The sequence below is a fragment of the Bacillus sp. RCC_6_1 genome (assembly GCF_041360755.1).
GTDB lineage: Bacteria > Bacillota > Bacilli > Bacillales > Bacillaceae_G > Bacillus_A > Bacillus_A cereus.
In genome coordinates, this window is sequence record NZ_JBFUPV010000005.1 from 188,905 (window position 1) to 210,638 (window position 21,734).

Below are 21,734 nucleotides of genomic sequence, written 5' to 3' on the forward strand. Positions count from 1 at the left end.
ACTTTACTCCGCCGGGCGTGGCCCAGCATCAAGACCTGAATTTTCAACTGTAAGTACCGGACGAACGACTATATCTTTATGTACACGCATTTGACAAGATAATCGTAAATGATCTTCAATTCCTTTTTCCGTCATTGCATGTTTCTCATTCGCACTCGCTTCACAGAAATCACCTGCTAGTATTTCTACTCTACAAGTTGTACAACGTGCATTCCCGCCGCAACGATGAAGAATGTTGACACCGCTATCCTCAATTGCTAATACTAACTTTGTTCCTTCTTTCACATCAAAAGTTCCCGTACCTTCAATTGTTAATTTTGGCAAATTTGTTCCTCCTCACGTAAAATTGTACATAACATATTTATGACCGCGAATTATTGAACATAAACATTATTTTTTTATATCCCCGTAACTTTTTTTAATGTTGAATCGTTTATTAAGTAAGCGCTGAAAAGGAGTGGTTATTTTGTGCACAAAAGTAACTCATGTTTTAAAGAATCATATCGATATGAATCATTCAAATATAAACTTTTTAATTGAACAATATGGAGAGTTAAAAAGATACTGTACTTTTTTAACGAAAAACAAATGGGATGGGGAAGATCTCGCCCAAGAAACAGTGTGTAAAGTGCTTCAAAAATATAGAAATAAAGAAATTTGTATGACACTCGTCTATAAAATAGCAAGAAATCGTTGGTTAGATCAGATGAAGTCTAAGTCTGTTCATGAAAAAATAAGAGAACAAATCACATTTGAAGAACCACATGAGAACATTGCAGATTTGCATGAAATGGTAGGGAAAGTATTGTCTTCATTAAATGTACAGCAATCCGCAATTTTATTATTAAAAGATGTTTTTCAATATAGTATCGCTGATATTGCTAAAGTGTGTTCTGTATCAGAAGGTGCAGTGAAAGCTTCTTTATTTCGGAGTAGAAATAGGCTGAAAACTGTAAGTGAAGAAGGGATTGAGATAGTCGAATTCACAGAGGATATTGAAGTTGTTGTAACATCTATTCGTGAGGAAAGACCGGAATTATTAACGAAGCTTCTTCCGACAATAGATTTTACTAAGTTACCATCTAAACAGCCAGTCTTATTATTTAATGTGAAAAACCCTTCTTCCTACAGTTATATGCTTTACGCAGCATAACAAGTATTGGAGGGATTTAAAATGAATGCAATTCCATATGTAGTAGAACAAACAAAATTAGGAGAACGTTCCTATGATATATATTCAAGGTTATTGAAAGACCGCATTATTATTATCGGCTCAGAAATTAATGATCAAGTAGCGAGTAGTGTCGTAGCGCAATTATTATTTTTAGAAGCAGAAGATGCAGAAAAAGATATATTCTTATACATCAATAGCCCTGGCGGTTCAACGACAGCAGGTTTTGCAATATTAGATACGATGAATTTAATTAAACCAGATGTGCAAACGCTATGCATGGGCTTTGCGGCATCATTCGGTGCATTGTTATTATTATCAGGGGCAAAAGGAAAACGGTTTGCTCTCCCTAACAGTGAAATTATGATTCATCAGCCGCTTGGTGGTGCACAAGGGCAAGCAACAGAAATTGAAATAACTGCGAAAAGAATATTAAAGTTAAAGCATGATATTAATAAAATGATTGCAGAAAAAACGGGGCAACCGATTGAAAGAGTAGCACATGATACAGAAAGAGATTATTTTATGACTGCAGAAGAAGCGAAGGCATATGGGATTGTAGATAACGTTGTTACGAAAAAATAAGTTAAAAACAGGCTAGAGGATATGCTAACCCTCTAGCCTATTTTTATTAATCTTTTATCCATTCATCAACTAGCGCTTGATTCTTCTTAATCCATTTTCGCGCCGCTTCTTCGGGATCTTTCGTTTTATTTAACTCGACCATTAATGTACCAAGCTGTTCATCGTTCATCTTCCATTTGTCAAAGTATTTTATGATATCCGGATGGTCTTTTTCGAAACCTTTACGAACAGAGTAATAAATGTCATCTTTTTCACCATATACTTTCTTAGGGTCTTTTAAATATTTTAAGTCAAATTCTGAAAAGCCCCAATGCGGATTCCAAAGCGTAACAGCGATTGGTTTCTTTTTCGTATATGCTTTCTTTAGTTCACTCATCATCGCAGCTTCAGAGGATTGGACAAGTTTTAGTTTTATATCATATTCTTTCATTGCTTTATTCGTTAAATTCATAAGACTACTACCGGGTTCGATACCGACAATTTTATTCTCTAGTTCATCTTTATGAGCATTTAAATCTTCGATACTGTTTATGTTTTTCATATAAGAAGGGACGACTAAACCTAGTCCAGTACCTTCGTACCATTTTGATTTTAAGACAATATCATCTTTATAACGATCGTTTAGCGGTTTATCTGTAACTGGTAGCCATACTTCTAAATTCGCATCAACATCACCACGAGCGACACCAGTCCAAATTGCGGCTTTTTCTAAATACATGAGCTCAACTTTGTAGCCTTTTTCTTCTAATAAAACTTTCCACATGTTTGCGGTTGCAATATTTTCTTTCCAACTTGTTACACCAAGTTTAATTTTTCCTTTCGAATTTGCATTTGTTGCATTACATGAAGTGAAAATCATAGTAATAAATAATGCAAGGCATATAAACCAAATTTTCTTTCGCATCGAAAACCTCCTAAGTAACGTTTGCCTTATAAAATAAATGTATAAGTAAGCATTCTTATTATGAACGGAAACGAGAATTTTAAAGAAATCTTATGAATGTCATTTTTATGTAATATTTCTTGGTAAAATCGCAACACTATGTGAATAGATGGGTAGAAAAGGAGTAGTGACATGGATAATACAAAGGTGCGTGTTGAAAACGTAACAAAAGTATTCGGGAAACATCCGCAAAGGGCCCTTTCCTTATTAAAAGAAGGAAAAAGTAAATCGGAAATTTTAAAAGAGACAGGAATGAACGTTGGGGTGAAAAAAGCAACGTTTGAAGTTTACTCTGGAGAGATTTTCGTTATTATGGGTTTGTCTGGTAGCGGGAAATCTACGCTAGTTCGTATGTTAAATCAATTGATTAAACCAACTGCAGGTCATATATACATAGATGGTGAAGACATCGCAACGATGGGAAAAGAAGAGTTACGGAGAGTAAGAAGAACGAAAATGAGTATGGTATTTCAGAAATTCGCTCTATTTCCGCATCGTACAGTTATACAAAATGTTGCATATGGTTTAGAAATACAAGGAGTTCCGGTTGAAGAGCGAGAGAAAAAAGCGTTAGAATCGCTACAGTTAGTAGGACTCGATCATCATAAAGATAATTACCCAAGTCAACTTAGTGGTGGTATGCAACAGCGCGTTGGAATCGCAAGGGCACTAACGAATAATCCAGATGTATTACTAATGGACGAGTCATTCAGTGCATTAGATCCACTTATTCGAAAAGAAATGCAAGATGAATTGTTAGAGTTACAAGATAAAATGGAAAAAACGATTATATTTATTACGCATGATTTAGACGAAGCGCTTCGAATTGGAGATCGTATCGCATTAATGAAAGATGGAGAAATCGTCCAAATTGGAACACCAGAAGAAATTATGATGAGCCCCGCTAATGAATTTGTAGAAAAGTTTGTTGCGGATGTGAATTTAGGAAAAGTAATTACGGCGGAGTCTATTTTAAAACGACCAGAAACTTTATTAATTGATCGTGGACCTCGTGTAGCCCTTCAAATTATGAGGAATGCAGGTGTTTCAACTGTATATGTTGTAAACAAAAAGTATGAGTTTTTAGGTATATTAACTGCGGATGATGCGAGTAAAGCAGTACAAAAACAGTGGCCGATTGCTGATTTATTACTTAATGATATTCCGCATGTGTATTTGGATACTTTACTGGAAGAGACATATGCAAAAATGGCAGAGATGAAATATCCGTTACCAGTAATCGATGAGAAGAAAAGGCTAAGAGGAATTATTAAACGTGAAAGTGTCATTCAAGCTCTTGCAGGAAACATTGAGGAAGAGGTGAAAGACGATGAATAGTATACCGCGGATTCCATTAGGGGAATGGGTCGACTCATTTGTTGCAAGTTTATATGAGCACTTTGAAGGCTTATTCCGAGGATTCTCTTATATTATTGGCGGATTTGTTGATTTACTCACTAATTTTTTAACAATAATACCCGCCATATTGATGATTATTATCTTATGTTTCCTCATTTGGTACACAACGAGGAAATTATCTTTAGTCATTTTTACGCTTATTGGATTATTATTTATTTTGAATATTAACTACTGGGCACAAACGATGCAAACATTGGCACTCGTACTTACGTCTGTTATTATTTCAATTATTGTCGGAATTCCAATTGGTATATTAGCATCTCAAAATGAACGTTTCTCAAAATTTTTAAAACCAACATTAGATTTTATGCAAACAATGCCTGCATTCGTATACCTTATTCCAGCGATTACATTTTTCGGAGTAGGTGTAGTACCTGGAATTATTGCATCAGTAATCTTTGCAATGCCACCGACAATTCGTTTTACTGACTTAGGAATTAGACAAGTTCCAGAAGATTTAATTGAAGCAGCGAATGCGTTTGGATCCACGGCATCACAAAAACTATTTAAAGTACAATTACCACTTGCAACCGGAACGATTATGGCTGGTGTGAACCAAAGCATTATGCTTTCGTTATCGATGGTTGTAACAGCATCACTTGTAGGAGCTCCAGGACTTGGAGTTGATGTATATCGCTCTGTAACACAAGTTAATATCGGAATGGGATTTGAAGCTGGATTAGCTATCGTAGTAATCGCAATTATATTAGATCGAATTACACAAGGGCTCCATACGAAAAGAAAATAATGAATAAAAAACACACTTTTATAATACAAAGTGTGTTTTTTATTGCATCCAGATCACATACGAACGATAACAGAACCTCCAGCTGGTGCACAAACTTGGTTTTTTTGTTGTTCCATTGATTTAATTAATTGATTATTTTCCTCGATTAATGAGATTAATTTAGTTAATTGATTTTCAAGACTTGCAATACGCTGCATCATATATTGTGAATCATGATGCAATGTATTCCTTGCGGGATGAGGGGAATAAACATACTGTTGATTTATATTTGGATTCCAATGAGGATACATTTGAATCGTTCCTCCTTCAATAAATTACGAAGCTTTCTTATAGTAAATGCCTATGTATAATTAATAGTTACTTGAAAATTTTCCAATATAAAAGGAGTATGTACAGAAAATGGAAAATATTATATGTGAAGTTACAGTACATTTTTTGGAAATATTTAAGCGAGATAGTGCGTATATTAATACATTCAAGTAAGTGTATGTTATTTAGGGAGAAATGGTGGGAGGAGATGTGATTTTGGCTAAAAATAAAAAAAGAAATGATGCTTTGGCAATAGGTGTCGGTATAGGGGTTGTAATTGGTGTATTTCAAGGGCACTTTACAAATAATTTAGTAATAGGAATTGTAATTGGGATTATAATTGTGATTGCGTTTTTGAAGAAATAATGAGATGTAAATTCATTTCAAAAATTGTTATATCAAAAGAATGAAAATTCGGAATACGAAACCTGTTTTTCCTTTTTTTGTGATATTATATATGAAAAGGAAGGTGATGGATATGTCAACAAACAATCAAATAGAACAAAACTGTTTCATTTGCAAAAAACATATAGGAAATATTATAGTTCCAGGTGGAGCTATTTACGAAGATGAACTCGTTTACGTTGGACATGTCCACTGGGATAGTGAAGAAACATACCTGGGTTATGTAATGATAGATATAAAAAGACATGTACCTGGCCTTGCTGAACTAACAGATGAAGAAGCGAAAGCGTTCGGACTTATAACAAGTAGAGTAAGTAAAGCGCTAAAAGAAAGAGAAGGTGCAGAGCATATTTACACTTTTGTTTCAGGAAATGGTGTACCACATATGCATATGCACATTATTCCGCGTTATCCGAATACACCAAAAGAGTTTTGGTCACCAACCGAGATAGCGAAATGGACTGGCGCACCATATGGTGACGAAGAGAAAATAAAAAAACTATGTGAAAGAATACGAAAGTATATGGTAAATGAGTATGCATACAAAAAATAATACACAATATTCATGGGTTGGAAATATAGAAATGTGTTTAGGAGAAATTTCAGTTAAACAATATGGTGATATTGTACTTGGTAAATATGGTGGGAATATAAGTGCTGGAGCGAAAAAGAATGAAGATGGTGCATTAGTTTGGTCAAATGGCGAATGGGAATTTGCAGCTATATTAGATGGACATAATAGTGCAGAAAGTGTTGATTTAGTAGTAAATACAATCGAAAAAGAATATGAAAATATAAAAGTAATTTTGAATGAACCAATTAATACAGTGTTTCAATCTGTTGAAAATCATATACTGACAATTTTTCAGGCATCTTCATTTAAGGAAAAGTGCAAAAAAATTAAAGGTGAAACAGCTTGCTTACTATGTGTAAGGAAAGAAAATTGTATATGGTGGCTTTCTATCGGTGATTGTTTAGTGTATGTATTTCATGAAGAGTTACATAAGTTAGGACAATATGCATTAAATCAACGTCATTTTTACGAATGGATTGGAAATGTAAACACATTTGATTTACCTGTTCCTTGCTATTCATCAGGTATTCGTGAATTACGTACTGGAAAGAACCGAATTGTAATGGTGACAGATGGAGTATTAGAATGCGGGGAACGCCGATATGAAATACCTGTAAATTTGTATAATGCTATGAACAGAAATGATAAAACACTTAAAGAAAATATTCACAATGTTTTAGAACACGTGCATCATCAGTTGGGACGTGATAGTGCGACAATTATTAGTTGGGACGTAGAAAATAAAAGGAATGCTACGTATCCGAGTGATCAGCCGGAGAAAAGGTAAAGGAGGAAACATCACTGTTTTGGGTTAAAGGAATTTTATTAATAGTATGGATTATATCCTTAGTTGTTTTTGAAAAAGTAGTGAGGAAAAAACTAAATATACCGAAACAAACAGACTGGAATAGTAAATATGTAAACAACTTTCATAAATGGGGCACTAGGGCTCTTATTATTTCTTATATAATTTTTACGATGATATGTGCTACTTTAAATCCCGTTTATATTAGTAATTTACCCATTTTATTTTTAATAACTTTATACTGCTTTCAATCATTTATGGAGTGGAAATTTGATAAAGAATCGAGGGAATATGTCATTTCTTTAGGAAAGGTTCCGCTATTAGTAATAACAGGAATTATTCTTAATTTTTTCTTTTATACCTATTGGATTTAATCATATGTGGAATGAATGGGGAGACAAAATGAAAAATCCTAAATTACGTGCTGAAGCAATGATTTTAAATGAAGATCATTCTAAAGTACTTGTACAATGCGATGAAAATGAATCATTTTATCGTTTTCCAGGTGGCTCTATTGAATTTGGTGAAACGTCAAAAGAAGCAATAATTCGAGAGTTAATAGAAGAATACGATTTGAAAGTTGATGTTCAAGAGTTAGCAATTGTAAATGAACACATTTTTGAGTGGGACAACGAAAAAGGTCATCATTGTACATTGATACATTGGGGGACTGTTGAAAAAATCATTACAAATGAAATAAGGCATAAAGAGCATGAGGATATTATATTAATTTGGAAAAGTCTAGAGGAATTACAGGAGAAGCCGACATATCCTGAAGGCATCATAAGTTATTTAGAAGGGGATAACCGTAATATAGTCCAATTTATTTCAAGTAATTAAATGAAATAATAGGAGGGGTGAAAATGGGAGGTTCTACTTTTGGGATTATAACTATTGTTTTTTGTATAGCTGTCTATTTTCTCGATAAGTTTTTAAGAAAAAAATTGAATATGCCCAAGGGTGGTTTTTGGGGATATAAAAAACATGTAAATAGTTTACATAAAAAATTGGAAATAGGACTACTTTTTATTTATTTAATAACTAGCTTTATGTTTATCTTTAAATTTGAAAGTATTAATATTGCTTATGTCATTTTTACTTATTTAGGTGGGACGTTAATCTTAAGAGCATTGATGGAATGGAAGTATGATAGAGAGTCGAAAGAATATATATTTTCGGTAATTGGGGTATTCACGTTTATTTTTATGACTTCGATACTATTTTACTTCTTTCCACCTGCTGTATAATAAAAATTTGATAGTACAAATAATGAAATAACTAATAAACAAGAAACCATTTACTACTAAATGGTTTCTTGTTTATTTAAGCATTTATTTTAGTTAATATAGATGTAATGAAATTAGTTTTATCCTCTGCATACTTATGTTTATCAGTAGGATTAGCTTGTGAAAGTTGAATCTTTAACTGTTCATACTGCATGCGTGCAGTTTTATTGTCTATTAAGTAATCACGAAATTGTAATTGTTCTATTAAATATGTATTCCCTTGTTCATACATATGAATTTGATGAGTTCTTGGTTCACCTTTATTAAAATAGTATCTTTCGGGTAATACTTCTTTTCTATATTTATAGTTTAGTAGTTCTAACTTTTTAATACAATGTATACCGTCCGTATAATTTTCTAATTCAATTGCTATATCAATAATTGGCTTTGCACTTAAATATGGAATAGAAGTACTACCAATATGGTGTATCGCTAAAATATGTTCGCCAATTTGTTCCTCAATGAGTTGTTTCTCTTTCATAAACTCAATTTCCCATTCTTCAGTCCACGGCACTAAAAACACTTTCCCATACGGTAAACCTAACATTTAATTAGCATCCCTTTCAAAATAGTTTTCAAAATAGTTTTCAAAAAGTTTATTACATTTTCTTAAAGCTTCTCAAAACAAGATATTCCCACAATCTCCAAGGAAGAATCTTCTTCGCAAAGATCATAAATTTCACACCTTTACCGATTGGATATCGTAAATTTGTACGCTTAGATTCAGCAATTTCTACAATTTTATTAGCAACATCTATCGGATTACCAAATGTATCACTGCCGCTATTAATATGTTTTTGTATTTTATCCATATACTCTTTGTAAGGAGATGTTGTATCAGATTGGTTTTCAGCGAGTTGTTTCCCAACCTCCCATATGTTTGTGTTATAAGAACCTGGTTCAATTAAAGCAACATCTATTCCGAAAGGTTTTACTTCTAAGCGAAGTGATTCACTCCAGCCTTCTAATGCATATTTTGAAGATACATAAGGAGATAAACCAGGGAATCCAACTTGGCCGCTAATGCTGCTAATATTAATGATTTTTCCACTTCTTTGTTTTCTCATATACGGTAAGACAAGCTGAGTAATTGATATAGCCCCAAATAGGTTCGTTTCAAATTGTTTGCGGTATTCCTCTACTGGAATTTCTTCTACAAAGCCCCCATTTGCATATCCTGCGTTATTAATAAGTAGGTCTACTCTGTTTATTTCTTTTATATATAATTGAAAGTTATGTATAGAATTTTGATCTGTTACATCTAATTGTTGAACTTTTATATTTTGCTGTAAGTTGAGTTCAGTAACTTGAGATAGTAAGGTTCCTTGTTTTTCTAGGTTTCGCATTGTAGCAATGACTAAATAGTCTTTTTTCGCAAGTTCAAGCGTTGCTAATAGGCCGAATCCACTTGAAGCCCCAGTAATAATTGCAATTTTTTTATTCATTGTCGGCTCGCTTTCTTTTTCTTTTATCATAACGAGATATAAAGGTAAAAGCTATTTATTGTATAAAGATATTTGTTATAATTGAAAATGATTATCAATTGATTGTAATTTGTATATAAAAGGAGTGTGGATTTCATGAAGACTAACAGTTTTCATGATATTTTTAGTAAATATTTTCATGGGTTACAAGTTGTAGAAGAAAGATATATGTATGTGCCAAAAACAATAGGTATGGGTGAAGTGCGAAGGTGGAGCTCGTTTTCTGGAATGGAAATAGTGCTATCAAATTACCAGTTTCATAAAAACCATCGCATTCAATTTGCATCGGATGCAGCAATGGTGGAACTTAATTTTTGTTTACAAGGATCCGGGGAAGTACAAGTTGGTTACTCTACAAATAAATTAATGGCTGGGAATAGCTATTTATATTTTATGAATGACTTTGAAGTTCTATTTGAATATGAAAAAGAAACTCCACTATATTCATTAGCAATTGGAATTCCTGTACAGTTGTTTAATCATTTCATGCTAAATTGTGCTATTGAAAAAAGTCATGATTTTCATACTATAATAGGAAATCAATCTTTTAAAAAGTTTCAAACCCCCATTGATGCCCTAACATCTAATATTATTAAGAGAATGTTAGAGAATCCCCAAAAGGATCGTATTAATCAACTCGAAATAGAAAGTAAAGCGCTCGAATTGCTTTCTATATACTTTGGGAAAGTATTACTGAATGATCGTGATGCAAATAAAAGGAGTCAATTATCCAAAAAGGATTTAAATAAAATAAAACAAGCTGAAGAAATTTTACTTCAAAGAATGGAGTTACCCCCATCATTATTAGAATTGGCTAAAATAGTAGGATTAAATGATTATAAATTAAAAATTGGTTTTAAAGAATTATTTGGCACGTCCACATTTGCATATTTAAGAGAACAGCGAATGGAAAGAGCAATGCTTTTATTGCGTTCGGGAACTAGTAATGTGACCGAAACGGCAGTTGCTGTTGGATACAATAATATTAGTCATTTTTCAGAGTCATTTAAAAAGAAATATGGAATGAAACCTTCTGAAATTTTGCGTATGTATTAAAAATCCGTTATACCGTAAACTCCTCCACCATTTGGTAGTTGTATTTTGTCATAATCATTATAATTACAATCAACATCCAATTGGAAATAATTTTTTATGGAGGAATTTAAATGAAAGAGCGGAATGAAAGTCATTTTTGGATATTTGTATTAATAGGAATCTTTCTTATTATAACAACAACTGGTTTCGCCCGTATGGCATATGGAATTATACTGCCATTTATGCAGGAAGGACTTCACTTATCTACGGCTCAATCAGGTATGCTAGGAACCATACTTTTTTTAGGTTATTTATTAACTGTAGGAACATCTGGAATATTTACTATCCGTTTTGGCGCAAAATCAGTTTTATTAATAGGCAGTTGGTTCGTCGTTATAAGCTTAATGGGATTAGCGTTTGTTTCTTCATTTTGGATAGTTGCTTTTTGTATGCTATGTGCTGGAGCTGGTAGTGCTCTTGTATATACACCACTCATGTCAATAACGGTAGGGTGGTTTCCAGACAAAAGAGGAACTGTAATGGGATTGTTATTAAGCGGTGCAGGTATAGGTATGCTATTTAGTGGAATAATTGTTCCTTATGTAGTGCGCACATTTCCTGAGTATAGTTGGCGTGGTGCATGGTTTTTGTTTGGAGTTATTACATGTATCATTGTATTTGCCGCTTCAGTTGTTTTGAAAAATCCAGAAGTTACTGAAGATGAGCAAAAAATGAGTAATAAATCGTTTTTATGGAAAACGAAAGAACTATATATCATTGCATGGATGTATTTTATTGTTGGTGTTGTATATTTAATTCCAAATTTATATCAAACTAGTTTTATGATTGATAGTGGTATCTCAGCATCAATTTCGGGGACTGTTTATGCAATTGCTGGCATCTTTTCAATCGTAGGAGCATCTGTCTGGGGATTTATTTCGGATCGAATTGGTATAAAGAAGAGTTTATGTAGTGCGCTTTTATTAGCTATTATAGGTGATATGGCTCCAATTATATTTGGAAATATAACTGGTTTTATCGTGTCGGCAATTATTTGGGGTTCTAGCCTCGGAGGTATACTATTATTAATTCAAGTTGCAGCTTCAAAGCAAGTATCTCCGAAATATGTCTCAATGGCAATTAGTTTTATATCTGTTTTCTATGCAGTTGGGCAAATGATTGGACCTGGAATTGCGGGCTGGGTTATTGGGAGAAGTGGTTATGCATTAGCTTATGTATTAGGTGCTTTCGGTTTCTTTATGTGCATATGTATGGGGTTATGCTTAAAAAGAGGAAATCTTACAAACTCAGCGTATTTAGAGAAGTGAGTATTGTCATGAAATGAATCTTTTTAACAGGAGGGAAGAAAAATGGTCCATGTGAAAGATGTATTAGCAGATCAGTTATTAGCAAATGCAAATGATCCCAGTTGGTATATGCCATTTTCAGATGCAGTTAAGGATTTATCTGAGAGGGAAGCTTTCTGGAAACCGAATGAAGAGAGTAATAGTATAGCTGAAATCGTACAACATTTACTGTATTGGAACTCTACGTGGCAAACTAGGTATAAAGAATCAAATGTTAATGCAGTACCCTCTATAGGAGATAATAACAAAAGTTTTATGCTTTCAGATAATCAAACTTTCGATGAATTACGGGAAAAACTACTAGAAAAACTGTTACAATGGCAAAATCTTATAAATGAAGAAAAGGTTGAAAGTGATGTAGTAGGATTTCCTGTTTCTGCAAAGTGGTGGGAAGTGTTAGCGAATGTAACAACTCATAATGCATATCATATTGGCCAAATTATTTACATCCGAAAATTACAGCAGAGCTTTGATAATGAATAAGATAATAGTTCTCAAATTAGGTGAACAAAAGTGGACAAAACGAGACAGATGTCTCATTTTGTCCACTTTTTTATTATGAAAGAAAAGAGAAAACCTATTAAATCAAGGATTAGAATTTGGCACGGTACTTGCAATATAAAAGATGATCAAGAAAATAGGAGGGCTGGACATGTTAAAAACAACTGAAAGTAAAGGGAATGAAATTACGAAAGAACAAGCTCGTTGGATGTATGAAAAAATGTTAGAGATTCGTAAGTTTGAAGATAAGGTACATGAATTGTTCGCGCAAGGCGTTTTGCCAGGTTTCGTTCATTTATACGCAGGTGAAGAAGCGGTAGCAGTTGGTGTATGTGCCCACTTAACGGATAGTGACAGTATTACAAGTACACATAGAGGTCATGGACATTGTATCGCAAAAGGTTGTGATTTAAATGGTATGATGGCTGAACTTTTCGGGAAAGCGACAGGATTATGTAAAGGTAAAGGCGGTTCCATGCATATTGCGGATTTAGATAAAGGAATGCTTGGTGCTAATGGCATTGTAGGCGGGGGTTTCCCACTTGCTTGCGGTTCAGCATTGACAGCTAAATATAAAGGAACAAAAGATGTAAGTGTTTGTTTCTTCGGTGACGGAGCAAATAATGAAGGAACATTCCATGAAGGGGTTAATTTAGCGGCGATTTGGAAGTTACCAGTTATTTTTATTGCAGAAAATAACGGTTACGGTGAAGCAACTACATTTGAATATGCTTCAAGTTGTGATTCTATTGCGGATCGTGCAAAAGCTTATAATATTCCAGGCGTTCAAGTAGATGGAAAAGATCTTCTAGCTGTATATAAAGCTGCTGCAGAAGCAGTGGAACGTGCGCGTAATGGTGATGGTCCAACAATTATTGAATGTATGACATATCGTAATTACGGTCATTTTGAAGGTGAAGCGCAAACATATAAAACATCAGAAGAAAAAGAAGAACATTTAAATGAAAAAGATGCGATTGTGAATTTCCGTAAGCATTTAATTCATGAAGGTTTATTAACGGAATCTGAACTTGTTGATATGGAAAAAGCAGTAGATGATGCAGTACAAAGATCCATTGAATTTAGTGAAAATAGTCCATACCCAGACGATGAAGAATTATTAAAAGATGTATACGTTTCTTACAAATAAGAGGAGGGTGAAAAATTATGACTAGAACAGTAAGTATGTCAACTGCAATTAATGAAGCGATGAAAATCTCAATGCGTCGTGATGAAAATGTAATTTTAATAGGTGAAGATGTTGCAGGCGGTGCACAAGTTGATCATCTGCAAGATGATGAAGCTTGGGGTGGTGTTCTTGGTGTTACGAAAGGACTTGTACAAGAGTTTGGCCGAAATCGTATATTGGATACACCAATTTCTGAAGCGGGTTATATGGGAGCTGCGATGGCAGCTGCTGCAACTGGGTTACGTCCGATAGCTGAGTTAATGTTTAATGATTTTATCGGTAGTTGTCTTGACCAAGTATTAAACCAAGGTGCGAAATTCCGTTATATGTTTGGAGGTAAAGCAAAAGTACCCGTTACAGTACGTACGATGCATGGTGCTGGTTTTAGTGCAGCAGCTCAGCATTCACAAAGTTTGTACGCATTATTTACGAGCATACCAGGTATTAAAGTTGTTGTTCCTTCCACGCCGTATGATGCAAAAGGCTTATTATTAGCAGCAATTGAAGATGATGATCCAGTAATCTTCTTTGAAGATAAAACACTTTACAATATGAAAGGTGAAGTGCCGGAAGGGTATTATACAATTCCTTTAGGAAAAGCAGATATTAAACGAGAAGGTTCTGATGTAACAATTGTCGCAATCGGAAAACAAGTTCATACAGCACTTGCAGCTGCAAAGCAATTATCGAAAAAGGGGCTTGAAGTAGAAGTAATTGATCCACGATCTTTATCACCGCTTGATGAAGATACTATTTTATCATCTGTTGAAAAAACAAATCGTCTTATCGTTATTGACGAAGCGAATCCAAGATGTAGTATCGCAACAGATATTGCGGCAATTGTAGCGGATAAAGGTTTTGATTTGTTAGATGCACCTATTAAACGAATTACAGCACCACATACACCTGTTCCGTTCTCACCACCACTTGAAAAGTTGTATTTGCCAACGCCAGAAAAAGTAATTGAAACTGTATCAGAAATGATTGGAGACCAATCTTTATTACATGTGTAATAAAACGATGAGAAGGGAGAGAGACACATGGCTGTAGAAGTTGTAATGCCGAAGTTAGGTATGGCGATGAAAGAAGGTATTATTACGAGCTGGAATATTAAAGCAGGCGATAATGTAGCAAAAGGAGAACTGATTGCTAGTATTAATTCAGAAAAAATTGAAACGGAAATTGAAGCGCCAGCTGATGGTACGGTACTTGATATAGCTGTAAGTGAAGATGAAGGAGTGCCGCCTGGTACTGTAATTTGCTACATCGGTAAACCGAATGAAAAAGTAGAAATGCAGGAAAGCACACATGTTATAGAAGAAAAAACATCTAATATAGAAGTACAAAATGTACAAAATCAAGAACCAAATGGGAAAGAAGTATCGAAGCAAAGAATTAAAATTTCACCTGTAGCGAAGAAAATTGCAAAGTCTGAAAATCTGGATATCAAGGCATTAGTTGGTACAGGTCCTGGCGGAAGGATTACAAAGGCAGATGTATTAAAGGCGCTAGAAGAAAGAGTAGCAAATCCAGAAGTACCTGAACAAGAAGAAAGTACAGTCGTTCCTGTTACTGGTATGAGAAAAGCAATTGCGAGTCGTATGCATGCAAGCTTACAAAATAGTGCGCAATTAACGTTAACGATGAAAGTAGATGTTACAGATTTAGTTGCATTACATAAAGACATAGCGGAAGTTGTGCAAAAACGATACGAAAACAAACTAACCATTACGGATTTCGTTTCTCGTGCTGTTGTATTAGCGCTTAGAGAGCATAAAGAAATGAACAGCGCTTATATAGATGATGCCATTCATCAATTTGAACATGTGCATTTAGGCATAGCAGTCGCATTAGAAAAAGGATTAGTCGTTCCAGCTATTCGCTTTGCAAATAATTTATCTTTAGTAGAGTTGTCTAAAGAGATTAAGGATATGGCACAAAAGGCGCGAGCAGGTAGCTTAAGTAGTGATGATATGCACGGAACGACATTTACAATTAGTAATTTAGGTAGCTTTGGTATTGAATATTTCACACCTGTATTAAATACACCTGAGACTGGTATTTTAGGTATTGGCGCAATTGAACATGTTCCTGTATATAAAGGGAAAAAATTAAAAAAAGGTAGTATGTTACCTTTAAGTTTAACATTCGATCATCGTGTACTAGACGGTGCACCAGCAGCTGCATTTTTACGCACAATTAAATATTATTTAGAAGAACCTATAACAATTCTTTTATAAAGAGAAGGTGAGAGAATGAGTAAATTAGTTGTAATTGGAGGCGGACCAGCTGGATATGTAGCGGCAATTACCGCGGCTCAAAATGGAAAAGAGGTCACTCTTATTGATGAAGCTGACCTTGGCGGAACGTGTTTAAATGTTGGGTGTATGCCGACGAAATCATTGTTAGAAAGTGCAGAAGTGCATGACATTGTGAGAAAAGCGAATGATTATGGGGTTACGCTTAATACAGGAAGTATATCAATTGATTGGGATCAAATACAGGCAAGGAAATCACAAATCGTAATGCAACTCGTCCAAGGAATACAATATTTAATGAAGAAAAATAAAATTAAAGTTGTAAAAGGAAAAGCGAAATTCGAAACGGATCATCGTGTGCGAGTTGTACAAGGAAATAAAGAAGAAGTAGTGGATGGAGAGAGGTTTATTATCGCAGCTGGTTCCGAACCTACAGAATTACCATTCGCTCAGTTTGATGGAAAATGGATTTTAAATAGTAGCCATGCGATGTCTCTTGAGAGTGTACCATCTTCATTGTTAATCATTGGCGGTGGTGTAATAGGATGCGAGTTTGCAAGTATTTATAGTCGCCTTGGGACAAAAGTTACGATTGTTGAAATGGCACCGCAATTATTACCAGGTGAAGATGAAGATATCGCACATATTTTAAGAGAGAAATTAGAAAGTGATGGCGTAGAAATATTTACAGGAGCTGCTTTAAAAGGATTAAATAATTATAAGAAGCAAGCTTCATTTGAATATGAAGGTAGTATCCAAGAAGCTAACCCGGAATATGTTCTCATTTCTGTCGGCCGAAAACCACGTGTACAACAATTAGATTTAGAAAAAGCAGGGGTTCAGTTTTCAAATAAAGGGATTGCTGTGAACGAACATATGCAAACGAACGTATCACATATTTACGCAGCTGGTGATGTGATCGGTGGAATTCAGCTTGCTCACGTTGCCTTCCATGAAGGAACGACAGCAGCATTACACGCAAGTGGAGAAGACGTGAAAGTAAATTATCACGCTGTGCCTCGATGTATATACACAGCTCCAGAAATAGCTAGTGTCGGGTTAAGTGAAAAAGGTGCAAGAGAACAATATGGTGATATTCTCATCGGAGAATTTCCTTTTACAGCGAACGGAAAAGCTCTTATTTTAGGAGAACAAGTAGGGAAAGTAAAAGTCATTGTGGAACCTAAATACCAAGAAATTGTAGGGATTTCTATTATCGGTCCTTATGCAACTGAACTTATTGGTCAAGGAACCGTAATGATTCATACAGAAGTTACCGCTGATATAATGAGAGATTATATTGCAGCACATCCAACTTTATCTGAGGCGATTCATGAAGCGTTAATGCAAGCAGTAGGACATGCTGTACATGCTTAAATAGAAATATGATAAACCACTATTCTCTAAATGAAAGAGAGAATAGTGGTTTGAATTTTTATAGAAGAAATTAAATGTCTTATTACTATTTAATTTCAATCGCTGAAGTAATATCGTTCCAATCAGCAGCTAAATTAGCAGTTTTACCGTACCAATCAGCGTGTTTAAATAAAACGCCTTTTCCATATCCTTGTGTTGAAGTGTGCTCCCAAAGTGTCGTTGAATAACTTGCAGAAGGTGACGCTGTACTTACAGAAGAAATTCTGTCATTCCAGCTAGATGGTAAGTTTTTAAAGCCGCTACTCCAGTAAATATATTGGCCACCTTTATCTTTATGTTCATAAAAATCAGTACTACCAGCACCGCTACCTAAAGGATTAATTTTATTTTTAATTGCTTTTTTATCCTTTTCAATATACGCATCTAATGTTTCACGACTAGTAAAACCGTAAGCTAGCCAATCCCCATTTTCATTTTGCTCTGGTAATACCATAGTAATTTGGATATTTTTCTTATCCTGATCATTTAATTTTGCAAATGAATTAACATTTTGTTCATCCACTTTTAAATAATCAAATGACTTAATTGTGTTGCTTTTTTCTTCAGCACTTACCGCACCTAGTCCTCCAGTTAATGCAAAACCCGCTACTAATGTTCCTGCTACTAATTTTTTCAACATATAACCATCCCTTTTTGTTTGAATTTTTGTACAGGTGAATCTTGTACAGCTAAAATGTATTCTAATTTTATACTTTTGTAAATATTCTGAAGTTTTAGAAATAATAGGCGGAATATTTACAGTTTTACATTTTTTCTTTAGAAAAAATAGTTATTGGAATGATATAATAAGTGGATATATTGTTTTTACTGGATTTAAAAATGTTTTAGGAGAGGTGTCATTGAAATATTTTACAAGAGATTGGTATAAAAAATGCAAGTTTTAGAATTTGTAAGTTTTATAGAGTCTATAAAAGAATGGTCAGAAATGGATATACAAAGTTTAAAGGAAGAAATAGAGGAAAGGAAAATAGATTTATTAAAATTCCTTCCTGAATCGATATACTCAATTATACAAAACATCACAATTAATTCAGAATATCCATCAGGTGAACTGAAAAAACGTATGCAAAAGTGGACAACAGATTATGAGAAAAGAGTGGCACAATTAGATCAATTATACGTAGAATATTTTAATTCCATTGAGAAAAAACTTCCGTCAAATGTCGCTCAGTTACACAAGACATCACTACACGATAGTGTAATTAAAGTAATAAAGAGAGAATCAGAAGATACTTTGTCTATCGTATTAGATTGCAGTGGTACTTTTAGTGAATTTGATAAACTTGAAGTAACCTTTATAGGAGTAACAAAGTGTTCTATGCCGGAAAACTTTGAAAATGCTTGGTGGTTATATCATGAAATAGCTCTTACTGAAGATGGTTTTGAACTAGGTGTTTTATTTGACTCTCCATTTAGAGAAGTGACGATTTGCGCGGCAGATGTATTACTTGTGAAGAAATAATGTTGTATGGAGTATTACAAACGTTTGACATAATAAAAAAATAAAGTTATTGTAGATACATGAAGTCTACAATAGGAGCTGTATTATGAAATATTCTAAAGCTACAAATTATGCTCTTCATACAATGCTTTTTCTGGCAAAGGCTACACCAAATAAGTTAGTTAGTGTTCACCAATTAGCAGAAATGCAAAATGTTTCACCAACGTACTTGTCTAAAATACTAACTAAGTTGACGAAGGAAGGGATGATACATTCATCATCTGGTCCAAAGGGCGGTTACTCACTTAGTAAGAATTGGGAAGATATTTCATTTTTAGATATTATACATGCAATTGAAGGTAAAACATCATTGTTTGAATGTTGTTTACATGACAAACCTGGATGTTTAATTAATGAAGTAATGCTCGCAGCAGAAGAGAAAATGGAAGAAGAGTTACGAAATCAAAAAATCGTAGATCTTGCGAAAAAAATAAAAGTGGATTTTTAATCTGCTTTTATTTTTAAATTAATTAAGGATAAAAAGACTCTTCGATATCTTTAATTGTAGTTAGAAAATGATATGAAGAAGGAGAGAAGATGATGACTAAATTTTGGAATGATCGATATAAATCAGATGAATATTTTTACGGGGAAGAACCTAATACATTTATTAAAGAACAAGCATTTCGTTTAGCAAATCACAATAAAGTAATAGCTTTCGCGGAGGGAGAAGGTAGAAATGCTGTATTTCTAGCAAGACAAGGGAACGAAGTAACAGCTATTGATTATTCGGAAGATGGATTAGAGAAGACAAAAAAATTGGCAGAGAAGCATAACGTAAACGTGCATACAAAAAAAGTAGATTTATTAGCTGATAGTTTGCCAGAAAATGAATATGATGCAGCAATTATGGTATTTGGACATTTTCATGATAATTATAAAAAAATGATATTAGGTAAAATGATACAAACGATAAAGCCTGGTGGTTTAATTATGTTTGAAGTTTACTCAAAAAAACAAATAAAATATGGTACTGGTGGACCAAAAGATGTTGATATGCTGTATGATCCAATTGATATCCTTACTTGGTGTGAAGAACATAAGGTAATTCATTTCTTTAATGGCGAACAAGAGCGAATTGAAGGGAAAGGGCACACTGGTTTAGCTGATGTTATTCAAGTTGTTATTAGAAAATGAATATAAGTGTTAATGAAAGTTAAATGTATGAATGTAAAAGACCAGTCATGTAAGACTGGTCTTTCTATTTAGATACTAAATTATCAAGCTTCCAATATGTATCTGTTAACGGCGCTGCTTTGCTATCTATGTATAAATACATATTATTTAAATCTTTTGGTGAAGTTTTCAGTTCAAACACAACGTCAGTAGTTAAAGAGAATTCGTGTGGAACATTTTTATAGTGCTCGTCATCTATCGGATGAGCTTCACCTTCATATTTCTGACCAGTTTTTTCATCTTGTATGAAATATTTTATTTCCGAAAGATCAATAGTTTGTCCATCGTCCCGAACATTATTAATCATAACACGAGTAGTAAGGCGTCGCTCTTTGTCTATTTTTTCAAACTTTGCATTTTCAACTGTCGCTCTATAGTATTCGTTTTTAACTATTTCTCCATAGTGCATTGCATTCTTTTCGAGAGCGCTCTTTTCTTGTTTTGATGTAGTATTGCTATTACATCCTGTTAATATTCCAGTAAATAATAATGCTGTACATGTCGTTTTGATTAATGATTTCATAGTAATCCCTTTCTGTATTAAAAAGTAAAACATAGGAATAATTTTACATCAACAGGAAGGTAAATGAAAGTATTTTTGCGTAATATACAGATATACATTTATTCGGTTGGCAAATTAATGGGATAGAAAGCGGGAGAAGACTGTATAAAACGGAATAAATAAGAACTGAAAATATTGTAAAACAGAAGAGGCATACATATAATTAAAATAAAGTTTAAGTTTCTGAATCTTCAATAACGGTGGTGATAACATGTTTACTGAAGAACGTCGAGAGAGAATCTTAGAACTACTTAATACAGATGGAAGAGTAATCGCAAAGGAACTTGCGGAAAGATTTGAAATGTCTATTGATTCTATAAGAAGAGATTTGTCTATTATGGAAAAGGATGGTTTATTAAAAAGAACGCACGGAGGTGCAATTGAACTTACGCGAGTGAGGAACTTAGCTGCGGAACCAGCTAAACGTTATAGTGATAGCTCAATATATGAGAACACAATTGCAAAAGTTGCGGCATCTTATATACAAGAAGATGATTCTATTTTTATTGGCGGGGCTTCCATTCATAATGCGATGCTGAAATATTTACCGGAAGTATCATTTACGGTTATTACGAATTCTATAGAAATAGCTGGTCATCTAAGAGAATATAAGAACATCGATACATATTTAATTGGTGGAAAAGTAAAGCCTTCAGGAAATATTACTGATACATTTGCCTCTGAATTGATAAGTAGATTTTCTATTGATCTTTATTTCTCTACAGGTGGAGGCATTTCATTACAAGGTATTAGTACTGCAACACCTGAAGTTGCTTATTTTAGTAAAAGAGTAAGTGAAATTGCTAGAAGAAATATTTGTTTAGCTCCGCATAATAAACTTGGAATAGATTGTTTTATAAGAGGAGAGTCTCTAAAAGAAGTTGACCTTATTATAACTGACGAAGAGGCTAGTAAAGAAACTGTTCAGGAATTTGAGAAACAAGGTAAACAAGTTGTAATAGCGCCATTATATTGATTT

The 21,734-nt window shown here is 33.9% G+C and carries 27 protein-coding genes and 1 pseudogene; 21 read left to right on the top strand and 7 right to left on the bottom strand.

Annotated elements, in window-relative coordinates; all coding sequences use genetic code 11:
- Positions 1-3: 3 nt before the first annotated feature.
- Positions 4-324 carry a 2Fe-2S iron-sulfur cluster-binding protein gene (locus AB6801_RS17525; protein WP_001125395.1) on the bottom strand — a complete coding sequence of 107 codons (321 nt, stop codon included), beginning with the start codon at positions 322-324 and terminating at the stop codon, positions 4-6.
- A gap of 142 nt (positions 325-466) precedes the next feature.
- Here AB6801_RS17525 and AB6801_RS17530 point away from each other — a divergent pair, with 142 nt between their 5' ends.
- Both AB6801_RS17530 and clpP read left to right on the top strand, forming a co-directional pair.
- A complete protein-coding gene (locus AB6801_RS17530) occupies positions 467-1,153 on the top strand; it encodes an RNA polymerase subunit sigma-70 (protein WP_000337519.1) in 687 nt (228 codons plus the stop codon).
- Positions 1,154-1,174: 21 nt separating this feature from the next.
- Positions 1,175-1,756 (top strand): ATP-dependent Clp endopeptidase proteolytic subunit ClpP, encoded by a 582-nt coding sequence (gene clpP, locus AB6801_RS17535; RefSeq protein ID WP_000991611.1) that lies wholly within the window; start codon positions 1,175-1,177, stop codon positions 1,754-1,756.
- Between the two features lie 46 nt (positions 1,757-1,802).
- On the opposite strand, the gene AB6801_RS17540 is transcribed toward clpP, so the two are convergent.
- Positions 1,803-2,660, bottom strand: coding sequence for a glycine betaine ABC transporter substrate-binding protein (locus AB6801_RS17540; RefSeq protein WP_001227619.1), 858 nt, complete (start codon positions 2,658-2,660; stop codon positions 1,803-1,805).
- Between the two features lie 171 nt (positions 2,661-2,831).
- Here AB6801_RS17540 and AB6801_RS17545 point away from each other — a divergent pair, with 171 nt between their 5' ends.
- Together AB6801_RS17545 and AB6801_RS17550 are read left to right on the top strand one after the other, a co-directional pair.
- Positions 2,832-4,037: a quaternary amine ABC transporter ATP-binding protein gene (locus AB6801_RS17545; protein WP_000370606.1), complete on the top strand. Its 1,206-nt coding sequence runs from the start codon at positions 2,832-2,834 to the stop codon at positions 4,035-4,037.
- On the top strand, positions 4,030-4,866 hold the full coding sequence (locus tag AB6801_RS17550) for an ABC transporter permease (protein ID WP_001084761.1): 837 nt from the start codon (positions 4,030-4,032) through the stop codon (positions 4,864-4,866). Before AB6801_RS17545 ends, AB6801_RS17550 begins: the two co-directional genes overlap by 8 nt.
- 53 nt (positions 4,867-4,919) lie before the next feature.
- Here the strand turns inward: AB6801_RS17550 and AB6801_RS17555 are convergent, their stop codons facing one another.
- The gene (locus AB6801_RS17555; RefSeq protein WP_000283222.1) at positions 4,920-5,156 is read right to left on the bottom strand and encodes a hypothetical protein; all 237 of its coding nucleotides are present in this window, start codon (positions 5,154-5,156) and stop codon (positions 4,920-4,922) included.
- Positions 5,157-5,373: 217 nt separating this feature from the next.
- On the opposite strand from AB6801_RS17555, the gene AB6801_RS17560 reads away from it, so the two are divergent.
- The 6 genes from AB6801_RS17560 (at position 5,374) to AB6801_RS17585 (ending at position 8,206) form a co-directional block, all read left to right on the top strand.
- Positions 5,374-5,541, top strand: a complete 168-nt coding sequence (locus tag AB6801_RS17560) for a glycine zipper domain-containing protein (protein ID WP_002196584.1) — start codon at positions 5,374-5,376, stop codon at positions 5,539-5,541.
- A gap of 91 nt (positions 5,542-5,632) precedes the next feature.
- Complete coding sequence (locus AB6801_RS17565; protein ID WP_114160728.1) at positions 5,633-6,133, top strand: HIT family protein; 501 nt, start codon at positions 5,633-5,635, stop codon at positions 6,131-6,133.
- Positions 6,117-6,941, top strand: a complete 825-nt coding sequence (locus AB6801_RS17570) for a PP2C family serine/threonine-protein phosphatase (protein WP_000556970.1) — start codon at positions 6,117-6,119, stop codon at positions 6,939-6,941. Before AB6801_RS17565 ends, AB6801_RS17570 begins: the two co-directional genes overlap by 17 nt.
- 53 nt (positions 6,942-6,994) lie before the next feature.
- Positions 6,995-7,333, top strand: coding sequence for a DUF4181 domain-containing protein (locus AB6801_RS17575; RefSeq protein ID WP_097998988.1), 339 nt, complete (start codon positions 6,995-6,997; stop codon positions 7,331-7,333).
- Positions 7,334-7,361: 28 nt separating this feature from the next.
- The gene (locus AB6801_RS17580) at positions 7,362-7,799 is read left to right on the top strand and encodes an NUDIX domain-containing protein (RefSeq protein WP_000795350.1); all 438 of its coding nucleotides are present in this window, start codon (positions 7,362-7,364) and stop codon (positions 7,797-7,799) included.
- Positions 7,800-7,822: 23 nt separating this feature from the next.
- Positions 7,823-8,206, top strand: a complete 384-nt coding sequence (locus AB6801_RS17585) for a DUF4181 domain-containing protein (RefSeq protein ID WP_061655770.1) — start codon at positions 7,823-7,825, stop codon at positions 8,204-8,206.
- 76 nt (positions 8,207-8,282) lie between these two features.
- Here AB6801_RS17585 and AB6801_RS17590 read toward each other — a convergent pair whose 3' ends face one another.
- Together AB6801_RS17590 and AB6801_RS17595 are read right to left on the bottom strand one after the other, a co-directional pair.
- The gene (locus AB6801_RS17590; RefSeq protein ID WP_000901213.1) at positions 8,283-8,792 is read right to left on the bottom strand and encodes a GrpB family protein; all 510 of its coding nucleotides are present in this window, start codon (positions 8,790-8,792) and stop codon (positions 8,283-8,285) included.
- 52 nt (positions 8,793-8,844) lie between these two features.
- Positions 8,845-9,690: an oxidoreductase gene (locus AB6801_RS17595; protein WP_061654820.1), complete on the bottom strand. Its 846-nt coding sequence runs from the start codon at positions 9,688-9,690 to the stop codon at positions 8,845-8,847.
- 135 nt (positions 9,691-9,825) lie between these two features.
- On the opposite strand from AB6801_RS17595, the gene AB6801_RS17600 reads away from it, so the two are divergent.
- The 7 genes from AB6801_RS17600 to lpdA all read left to right on the top strand — a co-directional run bounded on the left by AB6801_RS17600 (position 9,826) and on the right by lpdA (position 17,456).
- Complete coding sequence (locus tag AB6801_RS17600; RefSeq protein ID WP_370941109.1) at positions 9,826-10,785, top strand: helix-turn-helix domain-containing protein; 960 nt, start codon at positions 9,826-9,828, stop codon at positions 10,783-10,785.
- A 110-nt stretch (positions 10,786-10,895) separates the two neighbouring features.
- On the top strand, positions 10,896-12,092 hold the full coding sequence (locus AB6801_RS17605; protein WP_000664567.1) for an MFS transporter: 1,197 nt from the start codon (positions 10,896-10,898) through the stop codon (positions 12,090-12,092).
- A 42-nt stretch (positions 12,093-12,134) separates the two neighbouring features.
- Positions 12,135-12,614, top strand: a complete 480-nt coding sequence (locus tag AB6801_RS17610) for a DinB family protein (RefSeq protein WP_000233797.1) — start codon at positions 12,135-12,137, stop codon at positions 12,612-12,614.
- 169 nt (positions 12,615-12,783) lie between these two features.
- Entirely contained in the window at positions 12,784-13,782 is a 999-nt protein-coding gene (gene acoA, locus AB6801_RS17615; RefSeq protein ID WP_000921275.1) for an acetoin:2,6-dichlorophenolindophenol oxidoreductase subunit alpha, read from the top strand.
- 17 nt (positions 13,783-13,799) lie between these two features.
- Entirely contained in the window at positions 13,800-14,834 is a 1,035-nt protein-coding gene (acoB, locus tag AB6801_RS17620; protein ID WP_000198898.1) for an acetoin:2,6-dichlorophenolindophenol oxidoreductase subunit beta, read from the top strand.
- A gap of 27 nt (positions 14,835-14,861) precedes the next feature.
- Positions 14,862-16,061, top strand: a complete 1,200-nt coding sequence (locus AB6801_RS17625) for a dihydrolipoamide acetyltransferase family protein (RefSeq protein WP_000257765.1) — start codon at positions 14,862-14,864, stop codon at positions 16,059-16,061.
- Positions 16,062-16,076: 15 nt separating this feature from the next.
- Complete coding sequence (gene lpdA, locus AB6801_RS17630) at positions 16,077-17,456, top strand: dihydrolipoyl dehydrogenase (protein WP_000041213.1); 1,380 nt, start codon at positions 16,077-16,079, stop codon at positions 17,454-17,456.
- Between the two features lie 85 nt (positions 17,457-17,541).
- Here lpdA and AB6801_RS17635 read toward each other — a convergent pair whose 3' ends face one another.
- On the bottom strand, positions 17,542-18,135 hold the full coding sequence (locus AB6801_RS17635; protein ID WP_000914430.1) for a hypothetical protein: 594 nt from the start codon (positions 18,133-18,135) through the stop codon (positions 17,542-17,544).
- Between the two features lie 220 nt (positions 18,136-18,355).
- Here AB6801_RS17635 and AB6801_RS17640 point away from each other — a divergent pair.
- The 3 genes and pseudogenes from AB6801_RS17640 (at position 18,356) to AB6801_RS17650 (ending at position 20,154) form a co-directional block, all read left to right on the top strand.
- A pseudogene (locus AB6801_RS17640) lies at positions 18,356-18,978 on the top strand (DUF4085 domain-containing protein).
- Positions 18,979-19,063: 85 nt separating this feature from the next.
- On the top strand, positions 19,064-19,465 hold the full coding sequence (locus tag AB6801_RS17645; RefSeq protein ID WP_000877650.1) for an Rrf2 family transcriptional regulator: 402 nt from the start codon (positions 19,064-19,066) through the stop codon (positions 19,463-19,465).
- A gap of 89 nt (positions 19,466-19,554) precedes the next feature.
- The gene (locus AB6801_RS17650) at positions 19,555-20,154 is read left to right on the top strand and encodes a class I SAM-dependent methyltransferase (RefSeq protein ID WP_002103201.1); all 600 of its coding nucleotides are present in this window, start codon (positions 19,555-19,557) and stop codon (positions 20,152-20,154) included.
- Positions 20,155-20,218: 64 nt separating this feature from the next.
- Here AB6801_RS17650 and AB6801_RS17655 read toward each other — a convergent pair whose 3' ends face one another.
- Complete coding sequence (locus tag AB6801_RS17655) at positions 20,219-20,716, bottom strand: hypothetical protein (protein ID WP_000838469.1); 498 nt, start codon at positions 20,714-20,716, stop codon at positions 20,219-20,221.
- 250 nt (positions 20,717-20,966) lie between these two features.
- On the opposite strand from AB6801_RS17655, the gene AB6801_RS17660 reads away from it, so the two are divergent.
- Positions 20,967-21,731 carry a DeoR/GlpR family DNA-binding transcription regulator gene (locus AB6801_RS17660; RefSeq protein WP_000493659.1) on the top strand — a complete coding sequence of 255 codons (765 nt, stop codon included), beginning with the start codon at positions 20,967-20,969 and terminating at the stop codon, positions 21,729-21,731.
- Positions 21,732-21,734 lie beyond the last annotated feature (3 nt).

What these genes read in the sequence shown, in the direction of transcription:
- clpP (WP_000991611.1), top strand. Translation starts at nt 1,175, where the DNA reads ATGAATGCAATTCCATATGTAGTAGAACAAACAAAATTAGGAGAACGT.
- AB6801_RS17540 (WP_001227619.1), bottom strand. Translation starts at nt 2,660, where the DNA reads ATGCGAAAGAAAATTTGGTTTATATGCCTTGCATTATTTATTACTATG.
- AB6801_RS17545 (WP_000370606.1), top strand. Translation starts at nt 2,832, where the DNA reads ATGGATAATACAAAGGTGCGTGTTGAAAACGTAACAAAAGTATTCGGG.
- AB6801_RS17550 (WP_001084761.1), top strand. Translation starts at nt 4,030, where the DNA reads ATGAATAGTATACCGCGGATTCCATTAGGGGAATGGGTCGACTCATTT.
- AB6801_RS17555 (WP_000283222.1), bottom strand. Translation starts at nt 5,156, where the DNA reads ATGTATCCTCATTGGAATCCAAATATAAATCAACAGTATGTTTATTCC.
- AB6801_RS17565 (WP_114160728.1), top strand. Translation starts at nt 5,633, where the DNA reads ATGAAAAGGAAGGTGATGGATATGTCAACAAACAATCAAATAGAACAA.
- AB6801_RS17570 (WP_000556970.1), top strand. Translation starts at nt 6,117, where the DNA reads ATGCATACAAAAAATAATACACAATATTCATGGGTTGGAAATATAGAA.
- AB6801_RS17580 (WP_000795350.1), top strand. Translation starts at nt 7,362, where the DNA reads ATGAAAAATCCTAAATTACGTGCTGAAGCAATGATTTTAAATGAAGAT.
- AB6801_RS17585 (WP_061655770.1), top strand. Translation starts at nt 7,823, where the DNA reads ATGGGAGGTTCTACTTTTGGGATTATAACTATTGTTTTTTGTATAGCT.
- AB6801_RS17590 (WP_000901213.1), bottom strand. Translation starts at nt 8,792, where the DNA reads ATGTTAGGTTTACCGTATGGGAAAGTGTTTTTAGTGCCGTGGACTGAA.
- AB6801_RS17595 (WP_061654820.1), bottom strand. Translation starts at nt 9,690, where the DNA reads ATGAATAAAAAAATTGCAATTATTACTGGGGCTTCAAGTGGATTCGGC.
- AB6801_RS17600 (WP_370941109.1), top strand. Translation starts at nt 9,826, where the DNA reads ATGAAGACTAACAGTTTTCATGATATTTTTAGTAAATATTTTCATGGG.
- AB6801_RS17605 (WP_000664567.1), top strand. Translation starts at nt 10,896, where the DNA reads ATGAAAGAGCGGAATGAAAGTCATTTTTGGATATTTGTATTAATAGGA.
- AB6801_RS17610 (WP_000233797.1), top strand. Translation starts at nt 12,135, where the DNA reads ATGGTCCATGTGAAAGATGTATTAGCAGATCAGTTATTAGCAAATGCA.
- acoA (WP_000921275.1), top strand. Translation starts at nt 12,784, where the DNA reads ATGTTAAAAACAACTGAAAGTAAAGGGAATGAAATTACGAAAGAACAA.
- acoB (WP_000198898.1), top strand. Translation starts at nt 13,800, where the DNA reads ATGACTAGAACAGTAAGTATGTCAACTGCAATTAATGAAGCGATGAAA.
- AB6801_RS17625 (WP_000257765.1), top strand. Translation starts at nt 14,862, where the DNA reads ATGGCTGTAGAAGTTGTAATGCCGAAGTTAGGTATGGCGATGAAAGAA.
- lpdA (WP_000041213.1), top strand. Translation starts at nt 16,077, where the DNA reads ATGAGTAAATTAGTTGTAATTGGAGGCGGACCAGCTGGATATGTAGCG.
- AB6801_RS17635 (WP_000914430.1), bottom strand. Translation starts at nt 18,135, where the DNA reads ATGTTGAAAAAATTAGTAGCAGGAACATTAGTAGCGGGTTTTGCATTA.
- AB6801_RS17645 (WP_000877650.1), top strand. Translation starts at nt 19,064, where the DNA reads ATGAAATATTCTAAAGCTACAAATTATGCTCTTCATACAATGCTTTTT.
- AB6801_RS17650 (WP_002103201.1), top strand. Translation starts at nt 19,555, where the DNA reads ATGATGACTAAATTTTGGAATGATCGATATAAATCAGATGAATATTTT.
- AB6801_RS17655 (WP_000838469.1), bottom strand. Translation starts at nt 20,716, where the DNA reads ATGAAATCATTAATCAAAACGACATGTACAGCATTATTATTTACTGGA.
- AB6801_RS17660 (WP_000493659.1), top strand. Translation starts at nt 20,967, where the DNA reads ATGTTTACTGAAGAACGTCGAGAGAGAATCTTAGAACTACTTAATACA.